Here is a 14,344-nt window from a genome sequence, read left to right on the forward strand (position 1 = left end):
GGTTATTGGTTTTGTTCAACTTCATTTTTATTCTCTTGTATACGTACAGGAATGCTTATGGTAAAAGTTACGCCAAGACCGCTGTTTTCCGCAGTTATCGTTCCATGGTGTGCTTGTACGATCTTTCTGGAAATAGCCAGTCCGAGACCGCTTCCTGAAGGTTTTAAAATATTCTGGTTTTTGGACTGATAGAATTTATCAAAAATCATTTCCAGGTCTTCTTCAGGAATGTGTCTTCCGGTATTGAAAATGGAGAGGATTAATCGATCTTCCTTATCAGTCATTTTGGTTTGGATCGTTCCCTGTTCATCTGTAAACTTCAAAGCATTCGCAAGGATATTCTGGAACAGCTGGATTATTCTCGGCTCATCATATTCAAATATAGTTCTGTTCAGAAGATTGACCTCACTCAGGTGAATGTTTTTTTGCTGAATCAGGTGGAGTAGAGGATTTAAAGCCTTTTTAAAGGTTTCCAGTATATTATTTTCGCTGATATTTAAAGCGATTTCCCCGTGTTCCAGTTTGTCCAGATAGAGAATGTCATTGATAATTTCGCTCAGCCTGTCTGATTCCGTGATGATATTATTTAAAAACTCCCGTTTGATATCTGCCGGAATATCATCATCATCCGCTAAAATTTCTCCCGCAGAACGGATCGCAGTGATCGGCGTTCTCAGCTCATGGGCAACGGAGTCCAGAAAATCGTCTTTCTGGCGGTCTTTGACGATCAGGTTTTCATTGGCGGTCCTCAGGTCGTCGGACAGCTTTTGCAGTTCCTCAGACTGTTCCGTTAATTTTTTATTGAGGCTGATATTTTCTTTGGATTCCTCAAGAATATTGAGAACTTCCTTCAAAGAGATTTTATCTTCCTTCGTTACACCTTCAATAAGGATTTTTGCCGATGCCGTTCCGATTCTTCCTGCCAGGAGGTTTTCCGAGAATTTGATAAATCTTGAATCTGCAGTTTCGGTTTTCGAATCGATATTGTATTTTAAATTAAAGATCCTCAGCGCCTGTTCGGTTTTGTTTTTACCCAAAAACCTTTCAAGAATGTTCCTGATATCGGAAATATATGCAGTTCCGCGCCAGATGAAAGCATTTTCGTGGTTTTGGATGTACTTGTCGATATCCACATACAGTTCTGCAAAATTTCTTTCCCGGTAATTTCCTTTTACGCTTACCGATATAATGGCAAACAGGGCTGTATTCACAAAAACCGACCAGAAAAAGATCTGGGATATTCTGCTTAAAAAAGGAATATTGAAAAAAGAAAAAGCATCATACATTTCCCGGATCACGCCTTTGAATTCCTGATTGTAAGAGAAATAGTACTGAGGAATAATCAACCCGAAATAGCAGATGGCCAGCCCCGCAAGAAGCCCTGCCACAGCACCTTTATAGCTTCCTCTTCTCCAGAAAATAGCCCCGAAAAAGGAAGGAGCCAGCTGTGCAATGACCACAAAAGAAATCAGTCCCACCGAGTCCAGCGATGTTTTCAGAATAAAATATTTGTAGAAAACAAAAGCCATGATTATCAGTGCGAATATGCTGAATTTCCGGATGTTCGTAATATTCCGGGTGTTCTGAATGTCATTTTCAGACTTGAATTTGCCCAACAAACCATATGGAATGATGAGGTTATTGGAAAGCATGATGGACAATGTAATGGCTGAAATAATAATCATCGAAATACACGAACTCAGTCCGCCAAGGAATACAAAGACTGTAATTAATGTATTGTCAAAATATTGAGGAATCAGAATAGAGTAGAACTCAGGATTTACATTTTGTCCGTCAAAAATAAGCCTTCCACCCCATGCGATCGGGAAGATAAATATCGTGAAAATCAGTAAATACAGAGGAAAAAACCAGATGGCTGTCCGGATGTGTTTTTCCTGACGATTTTCAATGATAGCGGTGTGAAACTGTCTGGGAAGAATACAGATAGCGGTGGCGGAGATCATACATAAAACCATCCAGTTCATGGCGCCTTCCATGCCGTTAAACGTATTTTTTTCCTTAAAATCTTCAAATTGACTTGCCTTCTGGTAGATATCCGAAAAGCCGTCGAATACGAAATAAATGACAAATACCCCCAGAATAATGATAAAGAAAAGCTTTAAAAAGCTCTCCAGGGCAATTGCTGAAATAATTCCCAGACGTTTTTCTGAAGCATCCACGTATCTTGTTCCGTAATAGGAGGAAAATAAAGCAATTAAAACAACTACAAAAGTCGCATTGTCTGTCAGGATATTTTGGGACATGGCGGTTTCGGTAACCAGGTGAAAGGTTTCGGAAATCGCTTTGATCTGAAGTCCGATATAAGGAACGATAGCCAGTAAACAGACAATAGTAATGATCGCACTGAAGCTTCTGCTGTTCCCATATCTTAACGAAATAAAATCGGCCAGGCTGCTGATTTTATTGACCCTGGAAATTCTTACAATTCGGGTATTGATATAGATCCATGCCGGAATAATCATAATGGGACCAATGTAAATCGGAAGATAATTCAGTCCGCTTGTGGCTGCAACGCCAATGCTTCCGTAATAAGTCCAAGCAGTACAGTATACGGCAAGGGATAATGCGTAAATATAAGGATTGTTGATCCACCGTTTGCTCTTCTTCTTTTCTGCCAGGTGAGCAACCAGGAACAAAAGAGCAAGATAGATCAGTACTATGACAAATAACGCAAAACTACTCATCATACTTTTTTACAATTACAAAAGAGATAATGATGGAGATCATCCAGACGATGAACAGGTAGATCAGGATCATCGGATACCCGAAAACCTCCTTTTCACTGTTGAAAAGCATCGAAATGGGAATGCTGAAAGCCATCATCAGTCCGATGCTCAGAATAACCAGCTTTTGTTCGTGTCTTTTTTTCATAAATGATAATTGATGAATGATAATTGATGAATAAATATCATCCATCAATTATCATTCATCGTTTATAAATTATATTTTGTCATCTGCATATTCCCCGGTCAGCGAGTAGTAACCGAAAATTGCCATTCCGCCCGAGATAATCGGCATCAGTACAAATAAGATAATGATCCCGAATACCAGATCTTCCTGCTTGCCTGAGGTGATCTTTGGAATTCCCAGAACCGTAGTTCCGAAATAGCCCACTACCAGTGCAATGGCGATCCAGAGTATGCCTAATATTTTTTTGATTCCGTTCATTTTAGTAGTTTTAAAATTAGTAAAAAATTAAGTGATCCGGTATTTAATCATGAATATTATTATTCTTATTTTTCAGATAAAACAATCCGATGATCAGACAGACTGCCGCAACTCCTATCGGATACCAAAGTCCCTGAAGGTACCATGTAGGGTGTCCAGCATCTTTACCTACGGTTACGAGATAAGTGGCCACCGCCGGAAGAAGTCCTCCAAACACCCCGTTTCCGATGTGGTAAGGCAGAGACATGGAGGTGTACCGGATTCTCACCGGGAACATTTCCACAAGGAAAGCGGCGATAGGTCCGTAAACCATGGTCACAAAGATCACCTGGATAAATACAAGGAAGATCAGATACCATTTCGTGTTGTCGGCCAATTTTACGGTCTGCGAAACTTTTGGTTCTTCGGCTTTTCCGTCTTTCATGACAGGTCCGGCCGGCGACCAGTGAACAATACTGTCTTTTTTAATTAAAGTTCCGTCTGTGAAAAGGGTTTCCTTATGAAAAGTCACCAGGCTGTCGGCTGCGATATCAGCATGGATTTTTGCGGTTCTTTTTTCTGTAATTCCGTTGTCTGCTACAGTTTTGTTTTCAAGATTGACACTTTTGAACATGCTGTCGTAGATCGGGCGGTATGCTAAAATTGCGACCAGCATTCCTGTCATCATCACAGCTTTACGGCCGATTTTATCCGATAGCCATCCGAAAAACACGAAGAAAGGCGTTCCTAGGAATAAAGCAGTGGCCATCAACGAATCTACCTGTGCAGATTCTACATTCATGACCTTTTGCAGGAAGCTCATCGCATAAAACTGTCCCGTGTACCAGATCACTCCCTGTCCCATCGCAGCCCCGAATAAGGCCAGAAGAACGAATTTGAAATTATATTTGTTCCCGAAACTTTCTTTCAATGGGTTTTTGGACGTTTTTCCTTCACTTTTGGCCTTCGCAAAAAGCGGGGATTCTTTCATGTTTTTTCGGATCACATAAGAAACACCTACCATCAGGATCGAGATCCAGAATGGCACTCTCCATCCCCAATTGTCAAACTCCTCTGCAGAAAGAGTGTTTTTAGTGATTAAAATAACGATAAGTGAAATGAAAAGTCCTGCCGTTGCAGTGGTTTGAATCCATGAAGTCCAGTAACCTCTCCTGTGTGGCTGTGCATATTCCGCGACATAGGTGGCAGCACCTCCGTACTCACCTCCAAGTGCTAATCCCTGTAATAATCTTAAAATTAAAACTAAAACCGGAGCTAAAAACCCAATGGTCTTGTAGCTTGGAATACATCCGATCAGGAAAGTGGAGAATCCCATAATCAGCAAAGTCACAAGGAATGTATATTTTCTGCCGATAATATCGCCTAGTCTTCCAAAGAACAGTGCTCCGAAAGGCCTAACTACAAATCCCGCCGCAAATGTGGCCAGTGTAGATAAAAATGCTGCCGTAGGGTTGTCTGCCGGGAAGAATTTGGTTGCCAGAACAATAGCTAAGCTTCCGAAAATATAAAAGTCATACCATTCTATCAGGGTGCCGAGGGAAGAAGCCGTGATCACACTCCATATGGTGCGGTTTTTCTGCCGGTCGGTCATGTTTTCGTAGTTTTCGTGGTGATTTTCGCTCATGTTGATTGATTTTGATGTTAGTGGAAAGATATTAAATTCATCCGGTGTTTAAAGATAAATCTGGAACTGCACAATAAATTCTCCCTTTGAAGAAGGACTTTCGTTAGGACTGGTGTACACCGGTCTGGTGGAATACTGGGTCGTAATTTTTGCATGATGCCCGTCCAGGAACCAGTTGGCCCCTATATCGAACTGCGAAGAGGCTTTATCAAAAGCTTCAAAATTTTTATGGGTGTACGCAGCAAAAGGCTGTATCCTGATTTTAGGTTTTTCGGCCTCGCTTGGAAGCAGTAATCCGGCCTGTGCATAGATTACGTTTCCTGTTCCTATCATGGGCTGCAAATTACCGGGACCTGCAATGGCTTTGTTTCCTGTAAAATTAGGATCAGAGGCTGCAATATTCATGGTCCCCAGGTTTCTCAGATAATTGGGTCCGAAATTATAATTATAATACCCTGCGTATGCGGAAACTGCCATTTTGTTTTTGGCGTTCCCCAGAGGAATATCAGCAAAAGCATCTACAGCCAGTAAGGTAATATCATGTTTTTCTATATTGGAGTTTACGGAAGTTCGTGTTCCGTCAGCCTGGTGATAAAAACCTGCTCCCACATTGAAAACCTTTTTTGTTCCCAGATAGGAGCCTACCTTGAAAGGAAGGGTATTGGATTCTTGATCAAGGAACTGATATTCTACATAACCAGCTTTTGAGAAGCTCGGGTTTCCGTTGTTGTCAACAGCCGCGGCTCTGGAAGCATCAGTTACGTTCACAGGAGCCAGATCTGTAGCAAACGGCTTGTTTAAACTGAAGCGGTACTCAAGCTTACCGTATTTTCCTTTAGCGAACATCCCGAGCTGCCGGGCAAACTGATCTGAATTGTCAATCAGCGGCCACGAAAAAGTAGGGGAGTCCAAAGTAAGGAAATTCAGCGTGGAGGCCATGGTCATACGGGAAAGTCCCATATAATAATGAAGTCCTGCCCCTAAAGATAAACTGAATTTTCCGGCTTCTCCAGGTAAAATAACTGCATACTCATTCCATGCGTCATGAAAAAACAGCTGGGTTTTCTTACCGTTTCCATAGCCTCCGGTTCCTGTGGTTCCTGTTGCTCCTCCGTTTATAAAAGTCTGATTATTGATCCCGAAGTGAAGGAGGATCATATATCTTTTGGAAATTTGCGCATAAGCTAAGGCCCGTAACCTTCTGTTTCCCACGCTCCAGGAATTGTCGGTGGCTTCATTCGCTACCATACTTCCCGGATTCATTTCTGTATTTCTGAGCCAGAACTGGTCCCATAAAATAAATCTGACGAACTTATCGCCTTCCGGGTTGAGGTTTAATTTTAATCCGCCTCCATAATCAGGAGAACCCTGTGAATATAAAGAACCGCTTATTAAGGCTAATCCAATAAATGAAAGTAATTTCTTCATAAATTATCAATTTTTGGCGTTGTTTTTTGTGAAAGCCAAATTGGAATTAATAATTTGTTTATGAAAATTTAATATATATTATTGGTAAGTATATAGTTTTAAAATGAAAGGGTTTGAGTGTCTGAGAGTGAAAGTGTTGTAGAGTTGTTTTGGTGTATAAGATTTCTATCTAAAATCTAACATCTGATGTCTGAAATCTGATGTCTGATATCTTGTATCTTGATTCTTGATTCTCACAAAACTACTTCTTAAACCTCTCCCATTTAATCAGCATATATTTATCCGCAAACTGAGTGATAATAAGTCCTGAATTTTTAAGATTTTCCTCTTTGGATATATATTCAGTCAGTTCACTTTGTTTAAGGATTTTATATACCGGATGAAATTCAGAATGGGGAGGTCTTGTGATGTTATATTTTTTGATCCAGGCGCTTATGGTGACATGGGAAACCCCGATAATACGTTCTATTTCACGGAAGCTTAAGCCTTCAAGATAGAGCTGAAGCGCTTTGGTGACGTAATAGTCATCGATCTGTTTCCCCAGTTTTTTTACGGTGAAATAATACCTGCAGTCTTTGCAGAGAAAACGCTGTTTTTCTTTGATGACTCCACTTTTTACAATCTGATTTCCACTGCATTTCGGGCATTTGTTTTCCATAAGTATATCTTTTTAGCAAATATATAATAAATTAGCAAAATTAAATATTTGATTAAAGATAAAATTACCTGTATATTTATTTATAACAAAAATATTATCTTTTTAATTTGGTTATTAAAGATGTTATGCTTTAAATTTGCCAAAAAATTTAGATAAATAAATGGAAATAGAAATTTCCTCATGCGAACATTTGATGTATGTGAGTGAAATACAGCAGGAAATGTATGATTCTGCACAGCGTAGAGGAACGGGAATCGCAAAACGTTCTATCGAATATTTAACGAAAAAGATTTCAGAAGGCAATGCTGTGGTGGCTACTGAAAACGGCGAATGGGTGGGATTCTGCTATATAGAAACCTGGTCACACGGCCAGTTTGTAGCGAATTCCGGGCTTATTGTGTCCCCGGATTACAGGAACAGGGGAGTTGCCACGTTAATCAAGAATAAAGTATTTCAGTTATCTAGAGAAAAATATCCGGATGCAAAAGTGTTCGGGCTTACCACAGGGCTGGCGGTGATGAAGATCAACAGTGATCTGGGGTACAAGCCGGTGATCTACTCTGAACTTACCCAGGATGAAGAGTTCTGGAGCGGATGTAAAAACTGTGTGAACTATGAAATTTTAATGAAAAAGGAACGTAAAAACTGTCTGTGTACAGCCATGCTTTTCGTTCCGGAAAACAATAATACAACGAACGGGACTGAAATTCAGCAGTCCGAAATTGATGAGTACAATGGAGAAAAAGAAAGTAGTCTTAGCATTTAGCGGAGGTTTGGATACCTCTTACTGCGCAAAATATCTTAGTGAAACACTGGGATATGAAGTATATGCAGTTACTGTAAACACCGGCGGTTTTTCTAAAGAAGAAGAAAAAGAACTGGAAAACAAAGCCTTCAATCTTGGGGTAAGGACTTACAGGTGCGTGGATGCTCAGGAAGATTATTATAATTCATGTGTAAAATATCTGATTTTCGGAAATGTCCTGAAAAATAATACCTATCCTTTGTCTGTAAGTGCCGAACGTACGGTTCAGGCCCAGGAAATTGCAAAATATGCCCTTGAGATCGGTGCAGATGCTATTGCCCACGGAAGTACAGGAGCCGGTAATGATCAGGTTCGTTTCGATTTGATTTTTCAGGTGATGTGCCCTGAAGTGGAAATCATCACTCCGATCCGCGATATGAACTTATCCCGTGAGGAAGAAATTGAATTCCTGAAAAGCCACGGCTACGAAATGGAATTTCATAAAGCACAATATTCCGTAAATAAGGGACTGTGGGGAACTTCAGTAGGCGGAAAAGAAACACTGACATCAAGAAATTATCTTCCGGAAGAAGCTTTTCCGTCTCAAATCAAAGAAACCCAGCCTTCAGAACTGGAAATTGAGTTTAAGAACGGAGAAATTGTTGCGGTAAACGGTGAAAGTTTTGATCACCCTGTTCATACCATTCAGAAAATAGAACAACTGGCTTCTGCTTATGGAATAGGACGTGATATTCATATAGGAGACACGATTGTCGGAATTAAGGGAAGAGTGGGATTTGAAGCTGCCGCAGCATCGGTGATCATTAAAGCCCATCATTTATTAGAGAAGCATACGCTTTCAAAATATCAGCAGATGATGAAGTCTCAGCTTTCCGATTGGTATGGAAACTGGCTGCATGAAGCTCTTTTCCTGGATCCAGTGATGAGAAATATTGAATCTTTCCTGAGTGATTCCCAGAAAACGGTCACCGGAAAAGTATTTTTAACCCTTTATCCATACAGGTTTGTGCTTAATGGAATTGAATCCAACCACGACCTGATGTCTGATCAGTTCGGAAGCTATGGCGAAGCAAACAGAGCCTGGACCGGAGATGATGTAAAAGGATATACAAAGATTGTAAGCAATTCCTTAAACATATACCACCAGATCAATTCAAAAGTATCAACCAGTTCCAAAGGAACGATTTAACAAAAGATAGGATGCAGTCCTATTAAAAAAATATGAAAAAAGTAGGAATTGTAGGCGCCAACGGCTACACTGGAAGCGAATTGGTCCGTCTGCTGGCTTTTCATCCCAATATTACATTGAGTTTTTTATATAGCCGTTCCAATTCGGGGACAAAAATTTCAGATTTGTACCCGGATTTAACGGCCGTTTGTGAGATGGTTTTAACAGATCAGCCGGAAGAGGTAGATGTTCTTTTTCTCTGTCTTCCACACAAGGAAAGCAGGAACTGGCTTACCCAAAATCCTGTTTCGGATGATACTGTGATTATTGATCTGGGAAATGATTTCCGGTTAGATGCCTGTTTTGGAAACAGAAATTTTATCTACGGACTTCCTGAAATCAATAAAAAGAATCTGAAAGGGGCTAAAAGTATTGCCAATCCCGGATGCTTTGCAACAGCCATTCAGTTGGCTTTGCTTCCATTAGCTGAAAAAGGATTATTAAGCGAAATATACACTACAGGAATCACCGGTTCAACGGGTGCCGGGCAGTCTTTGCAGTCTACAACCCATTTCACATGGAGAAATGATAATATTTCGGCCTATAAAACCCTTACCCATCAGCATGTGGAAGAGATTCTGCAGCAACTGGTGCTGTTCAATGAGCAGGAGGTCAGCCTGAATTTTGTTCCATGGAGGGGAGATTTTGCAAGAGGGATTTTTACAAGTTCTACCATAAAAACGGATTTAATTTTTTCAGATATCAGTCAGTTGTATAAAGATTATTATAGAGATCAATCTTTTGTAAAAGTGAGTGAAAGTGCAATTGACTTAAAACAGGTTGTCAACACGAATCGCTGTGTGATTCATATAGAACAGAGTGGAAATGTAGCCGTTATTCACTCAGCGATTGACAATCTGCTGAAAGGAGCTTCCGGACAGGCCGTACAGAACATGAATATTGCTATAGGCTGGGAAGAAAACCTGGGACTGAACTTAAAACCGGTAGCGTTTTAAAAGTGTGTAATTAGTAAGTCAATTGTGAATAGGTTAATTGTGAATTTTAACCGGGTGTTCAAACCTCTCAATAATCATTAATCATTTATCAATTATCATTTATAACAAGACATGAATTTATTCAACGTATATCCATTATTCAACATCAATCCTGTAAAAGCCCAGGGATCTTTTCTCTGGGATGATAAAGGAGAAAAATATTTAGATTTTTACGGCGGGCATGCGGTGATTTCCATAGGTCATAACCATCCCCACTATCAAAATAAATTAAAAGACCAGCTGGAAAAAATTTCTTTCTACTCCAATTCGGTCCAGAATGAGTTACAGACTGAATTGGCTGAAAAACTGGGAAAAATTTCAGGATATAAAGATTATAATCTTTTCCTGTGCAACTCAGGGGCTGAAGCCAATGAAAATGCATTGAAGCTGGCCTCTTTTCATAACGAAAAAACGAAAGTGGTGTATTTCTCCGGGGCATTTCACGGAAGAACTTCTGCCGCTGTCTCGGTGACGGATAACCCGAAAATTGTGGCTCCGGTTAATTTTTCAGAAAGATTTATCAGATCGGAGTGGAATAATATCGGGCAGCTTGAAGAAACTTTTGAAGCCCACGGGAATGAAATTTCATCCGTCATTATTGAAGGAATTCAGGGCGTAGGCGGAATTATGATTCCAACATCAGAATTTTTATCTAAAATTAAAGAATTGTGTGAAAAATTTAATGCGGTTTTGATTTTAGATGAGGTTCAGTCTGGTTACGGAAGAAGCGGCTATTTCTTTGCCCATCAGGAGTTCGAAATACAGCCGGATATCATCACTACAGCAAAAGGAATGGGAAATGGTTTCCCGGTTGGCGGTGTTTTGATTCATCCTAAATTTGAAGCAAGCAGTGGTTTGCTGGGAACTACTTTCGGGGGAAATCATCTGGCTTGTGCAGCAGCAATTGCAGTTCTTGATGTTATGAAAGATGAAAATCTGATAGAAAACGCCCGGCAAATGGGCCATTACATAGAACAGGAAATTAAAGATTTTCCGCATATACAACTGATCAGGAGGAAAGGCCTGATGATCGGAATAGAACTTGACAGAGACTGTTCGGAAGTGAGGAAAAACCTGTTGTTTGACCATCACATTTTTACCGGAAATTCCAATGATAAAAATGTATTAAGGATCCTTCCGGCTCTTACGATCAAAAAAGAGGAAACAGATCTTTTTATCAATGCTTTGAAAACAGTATTGGAAAAAATTTAAGCCATAAAAGAAACAGTAGCATTAAATAGAAATATAGCTGAGTTTTTTGAAATCTTTGATTTCTCTTCTAATGTGAAATTTAATATGCTGTTCAATTCTAAACTTACTTAAGTGTTCTAAAGTGTTAAAAAAATGTGCCTTTTGGAGTTAAATCAGAAACAGCAGGCAAGGAAATCTTTAAAATCAATTCAAATGAAAAAATTCACCTCTGTAAGCGATGTAAAAAACTTACAGGACATTATAAAAAAAGCTTTACAAATAAAAGATAATCCCCAGTCCGAAACAGAAAAAGGAAAAGGGAAAACCATAGGTCTGGTATTTTTAAATTCAAGTTTAAGAACCCGTTTAAGCAGCCAGATTGCCGCACAGAACCTTGGATTAAATTTTGTAACCTTGAATGCTGCACAGGAAGCCTGGAATCTGGAATTTGCCGACGGAGCCGTCATGAATGGAGATACCGTCGAGCATATCAAGGATGCCATTGAAGTACTGAATCAATACTGTGATATTATTGCTGTCCGTTGCTTTGCCGGAATGAAATCCAAAGAAGATGATGTCAATGAAAGCATTCTGAGCCAGTTTGAACAGCACGCAAAAGTACCGGTGGTTTCTTTGGAATCTGCAACACGTCATCCCCTGCAGAGTCTGGCAGACTGCATTACCATTACAGAAAACTGGAAAGAAGACCGTAAGCCGAAGGTTGTTTTAACATGGGCGCCTCATATCAAGCCGATTGCTCAGGCTGTGGGAAATTCATTTGCAGAATGGATGCAGGAAATGGATGTGGAATTTATTATCACCAATCCCGTGGGGTACGATTTGGATAAAAAATTTACAAAAGATACAAAAGTGATTCATAATCAGGAGGAAGCATTAAAAGATGCCGATTTTATTTACGTCAAAAACTGGTCCTCTTTTGATGATTATGCAACGATGCCTGAAGTGAAGGAAAACTGGATGCTGACCGGAGAAAAATTAAAAAGCACGAACCATGCAAAGGTAATGCACTGCCTTCCTGTCCGCCGGAATGTAGAATTGAGCGATGAGGTGATGGATGGCGAAAATTCCATTATCTACCAGCAGGCAAAAAACCGGATCTTCTCCGCCCAGGCCGTCTTCAGCGAAATTTTAGATGAAATAAACCCATAAAGAGTTCCGAAGGAACGACTTAACCCAGGGCAGGATGAAGTCCTGTCAAATAATAAAAAGAATCCATTTTTCCATTAAAATGTCAGATAAAATAAACCCATAAAGAGTTCCGAAGGAACGATTTAACCCAGGGCAGGATAAAATCCTGTCAAATAATAAACGAAACATTAAGATAAATCCCATCCTCATAAAAATGAAAGAAAAAATACACATCATAAAAATAGGAGGTTCCCTGATCGATGATACAGAACTGCTGGATCAGTTTCTTGATCAGTTTTCAGGAATTCAGGGGAAAAAGATCCTGGTTCACGGAGGAGGAAAGCTGGCGACTACACTCGCGGATAAACTGGGCATTGAACAGAAAATGGTTAACGGAAGGAGGATCACGGATAAAGATACATTGGATATTGTTTCAATGGTGTATGCAGGTAGCATCAATAAAAATATTGTAGCCAAACTTCAGCAGAAAAAATGTAAGGCAATCGGATTTTCGGGAGCAGATGCTAATTTGATCAAAGCTACAAAAAGAGAACACGCAGAAATTGATTTCGGTTTTGTAGGCGATATTGAGAAGAAAAGCATCAACAAAAAATTAATCTCGAAATTAATGAAACTTGAGCTTGTTCCGGTATTTTCAGCGATTACCCATGATAAAAAAGGAAATCTTTTCAATACCAATGCGGATACTATTGCTTCCGTAATTGCACAGGCTTTGTCTTCTAAATATGATGTTGAATTGCTGTATTGTTTTGATAAAGAAGGCGTTTTGGAAGATATAGATAATCCTGAGTCATTGATCAAAACAATTTCAGAAGAAGAATTTTCTAATCTGAAAAATGAAGGGAAACTTCATAAGGGAATTCTTCCCAAACTTGAAAATGCATTCAGTGCCGTAAAAAATAATGTAAACAAGGTATTCTTAATTAAAGAAACCCAATTGAAAAACCATATAGAAAACCATCATGAAGGAACTGAAATCTGTTGATCAGGAAGATTTATTTAACAATGCAGTCGGATTGCTGAAAAAGTTGATTGCCATTCCTTCATTCAGCAAGGATGAATACAACACCTCTGTGGAAATTGAAAACTTCTTTGCAGAACATCAGGTTCCTGTAAAACGTTTTAAAAATAATATCTGGGCGGTCAATAAACATTTTGATGTAGTAAAACCTTCCATTTTGCTCAATACCCATCATGATACAGTGAAACCAAACAAAGCCTATACGCTGGATCCGTTTCTTCCGGTGGAACAGGATGGTAAATTATACGGATTGGGAAGTAATGACGCCGGCGCTTCTTTGGTGTCTATGACTCAGGTTTTTTTACACTTTTATGAAAGGCAGGATTTAAAATATAATCTTGTTATTGCTTTGACGGCGGAGGAGGAAATCTCCGGATTTGATGGAATTGAAGCCTTATTTCCACAGCTTCCAAATATAGACCTTGCCATTGTGGGAGAACCTACACAGATGAATCTGGCGATTGCTGAAAAAGGATTGTTAGTCATTGACGGTGAAATGAAAGGAACTGCTTCCCATGCCGCACATCCCAATGATGACAATGCTATCATAAAATGTATGGAAGACCTGCAGGATATTCTGGCTTTCAGATTTCCTAAGGTTTCAGATTATTTAGGCGAAGTAAAAGTAACGTTATCAGGAATTCATGCCGGAGTTCAGCACAATGTGGTTCCGGAGGCTTGTACTTTCACACTGGATGTAAGGGTTACCGATGAATATTCCAATAAAGAAGCCTTTGAGATTATTCAGTCACAGATGAAATCTACCTTAAACGCCAGATCTTTCAGGTTGAATTCCTCAAAAATAGAAATGGATCATCCGTTTGTACAGGCAGGCCTGGAAGCAGGAAGGACCACCTACGGATCACCCACATCTTCCGATCAGGCCATTATCCCATGCACCACAGTTAAAATAGGTCCCGGAGACAGCAGGCGCTCCCACACGGCAGATGAATTTATTTATATAGATGAAATAAAAGAAGGAATTGAAATTTATATCAGGATCCTGGAAAAAGTTTTATAAAGACATCAGATGTGAGATTTCAGACATCAGATTTTTAAAGTCTGATATCTGAC

General features: G+C 39.6%; 13 protein-coding genes. 7 read left to right on the plus strand and 6 right to left on the minus strand.

The annotated features are described in order from the left end of the window. Positions 1-2 precede the first annotated feature (2 nt). From B7E04_RS11520 to B7E04_RS11545, 6 genes are all read right to left on the minus strand, one after another. Positions 3-2,705 carry an ATP-binding protein gene (locus B7E04_RS11520; protein WP_165439493.1) on the minus strand — a complete coding sequence of 901 codons (2,703 nt, stop codon included), beginning with the start codon at positions 2,703-2,705 and terminating at the stop codon, positions 3-5. Next, positions 2,698-2,892, minus strand: coding sequence for a hypothetical protein (locus B7E04_RS11525; RefSeq protein ID WP_080780663.1), 195 nt, complete (start codon positions 2,890-2,892; stop codon positions 2,698-2,700). Before B7E04_RS11525 ends, B7E04_RS11520 begins: the two co-directional genes overlap by 8 nt. 69 nt (positions 2,893-2,961) lie before the next feature. After that, a complete protein-coding gene (locus B7E04_RS11530) occupies positions 2,962-3,189 on the minus strand; it encodes a DUF6814 family protein (RefSeq protein WP_080778792.1) in 228 nt (75 codons plus the stop codon). Between the two features lie 43 nt (positions 3,190-3,232). Then, positions 3,233-4,813: an MFS transporter gene (locus B7E04_RS11535; RefSeq protein ID WP_080778793.1), complete on the minus strand. Its 1,581-nt coding sequence runs from the start codon at positions 4,811-4,813 to the stop codon at positions 3,233-3,235. A gap of 48 nt (positions 4,814-4,861) precedes the next feature. Beyond that, positions 4,862-6,241 carry a porin gene (locus B7E04_RS11540; RefSeq protein ID WP_080778794.1) on the minus strand — a complete coding sequence of 460 codons (1,380 nt, stop codon included), beginning with the start codon at positions 6,239-6,241 and terminating at the stop codon, positions 4,862-4,864. A gap of 241 nt (positions 6,242-6,482) precedes the next feature. Beyond that, positions 6,483-6,899, minus strand: coding sequence for an IS1/IS1595 family N-terminal zinc-binding domain-containing protein (locus B7E04_RS11545; RefSeq protein ID WP_080778795.1), 417 nt, complete (start codon positions 6,897-6,899; stop codon positions 6,483-6,485). Positions 6,900-7,059: 160 nt separating this feature from the next. Between B7E04_RS11545 and B7E04_RS11550 the strand changes: the two genes are divergently transcribed. The 7 genes from B7E04_RS11550 (at position 7,060) to B7E04_RS11580 (ending at position 14,291) form a co-directional block, all read left to right on the plus strand. Then, positions 7,060-7,665: a GNAT family N-acetyltransferase gene (locus tag B7E04_RS11550; protein ID WP_080778796.1), complete on the plus strand. Its 606-nt coding sequence runs from the start codon at positions 7,060-7,062 to the stop codon at positions 7,663-7,665. Then, positions 7,634-8,854, plus strand: coding sequence for an argininosuccinate synthase (gene argG / locus B7E04_RS11555; RefSeq protein ID WP_080778797.1), 1,221 nt, complete (start codon positions 7,634-7,636; stop codon positions 8,852-8,854). The genes B7E04_RS11550 and argG overlap by 32 nt, the downstream gene beginning before the upstream one ends. Before the next feature lie 32 nt (positions 8,855-8,886). Then, complete coding sequence (gene argC, locus B7E04_RS11560) at positions 8,887-9,849, plus strand: N-acetyl-gamma-glutamyl-phosphate reductase (RefSeq protein WP_080778798.1); 963 nt, start codon at positions 8,887-8,889, stop codon at positions 9,847-9,849. Positions 9,850-9,960: 111 nt separating this feature from the next. After that, positions 9,961-11,100 carry an aspartate aminotransferase family protein gene (locus tag B7E04_RS11565; RefSeq protein ID WP_080778799.1) on the plus strand — a complete coding sequence of 380 codons (1,140 nt, stop codon included), beginning with the start codon at positions 9,961-9,963 and terminating at the stop codon, positions 11,098-11,100. Positions 11,101-11,292: 192 nt separating this feature from the next. Next, entirely contained in the window at positions 11,293-12,249 is a 957-nt protein-coding gene (locus B7E04_RS11570; RefSeq protein WP_080780664.1) for a Rossmann-fold NAD(P)-binding domain-containing protein, read from the plus strand. Between the two features lie 193 nt (positions 12,250-12,442). Further along, a complete protein-coding gene (gene argB / locus B7E04_RS11575) occupies positions 12,443-13,234 on the plus strand; it encodes an acetylglutamate kinase (RefSeq protein ID WP_080778800.1) in 792 nt (263 codons plus the stop codon). Continuing rightward, positions 13,212-14,291, plus strand: a complete 1,080-nt coding sequence (locus tag B7E04_RS11580) for a M20 family metallo-hydrolase (RefSeq protein ID WP_080778801.1) — start codon at positions 13,212-13,214, stop codon at positions 14,289-14,291. The genes argB and B7E04_RS11580 overlap by 23 nt, the downstream gene beginning before the upstream one ends. The last annotated feature ends 53 nt before the right edge of the window (positions 14,292-14,344 follow it).

The organism is Chryseobacterium phocaeense (genome assembly GCF_900169075.1).
GTDB lineage: Bacteria > Bacteroidota > Bacteroidia > Flavobacteriales > Weeksellaceae > Chryseobacterium > Chryseobacterium phocaeense.

Coding starts and splice junctions, on each gene's coding strand:
- B7E04_RS11520 (WP_165439493.1), bottom strand. CDS start 2,705: ATGAGTAGTTTTGCGTTATTTGTCATAGTACTGATCTATCTTGCTCTT.
- B7E04_RS11525 (WP_080780663.1), bottom strand. CDS start 2,892: ATGAAAAAAAGACACGAACAAAAGCTGGTTATTCTGAGCATCGGACTG.
- B7E04_RS11530 (WP_080778792.1), bottom strand. CDS start 3,189: ATGAACGGAATCAAAAAAATATTAGGCATACTCTGGATCGCCATTGCA.
- B7E04_RS11535 (WP_080778793.1), bottom strand. CDS start 4,813: ATGAGCGAAAATCACCACGAAAACTACGAAAACATGACCGACCGGCAG.
- B7E04_RS11540 (WP_080778794.1), bottom strand. CDS start 6,241: ATGAAGAAATTACTTTCATTTATTGGATTAGCCTTAATAAGCGGTTCT.
- B7E04_RS11545 (WP_080778795.1), bottom strand. CDS start 6,899: ATGGAAAACAAATGCCCGAAATGCAGTGGAAATCAGATTGTAAAAAGT.
- B7E04_RS11550 (WP_080778796.1), top strand. CDS start 7,060: ATGGAAATAGAAATTTCCTCATGCGAACATTTGATGTATGTGAGTGAA.
- argG (WP_080778797.1), top strand. CDS start 7,634: ATGGAGAAAAAGAAAGTAGTCTTAGCATTTAGCGGAGGTTTGGATACC.
- argC (WP_080778798.1), top strand. CDS start 8,887: ATGAAAAAAGTAGGAATTGTAGGCGCCAACGGCTACACTGGAAGCGAA.
- B7E04_RS11565 (WP_080778799.1), top strand. CDS start 9,961: ATGAATTTATTCAACGTATATCCATTATTCAACATCAATCCTGTAAAA.
- B7E04_RS11570 (WP_080780664.1), top strand. CDS start 11,293: ATGAAAAAATTCACCTCTGTAAGCGATGTAAAAAACTTACAGGACATT.
- argB (WP_080778800.1), top strand. CDS start 12,443: ATGAAAGAAAAAATACACATCATAAAAATAGGAGGTTCCCTGATCGAT.
- B7E04_RS11580 (WP_080778801.1), top strand. CDS start 13,212: ATGAAGGAACTGAAATCTGTTGATCAGGAAGATTTATTTAACAATGCA.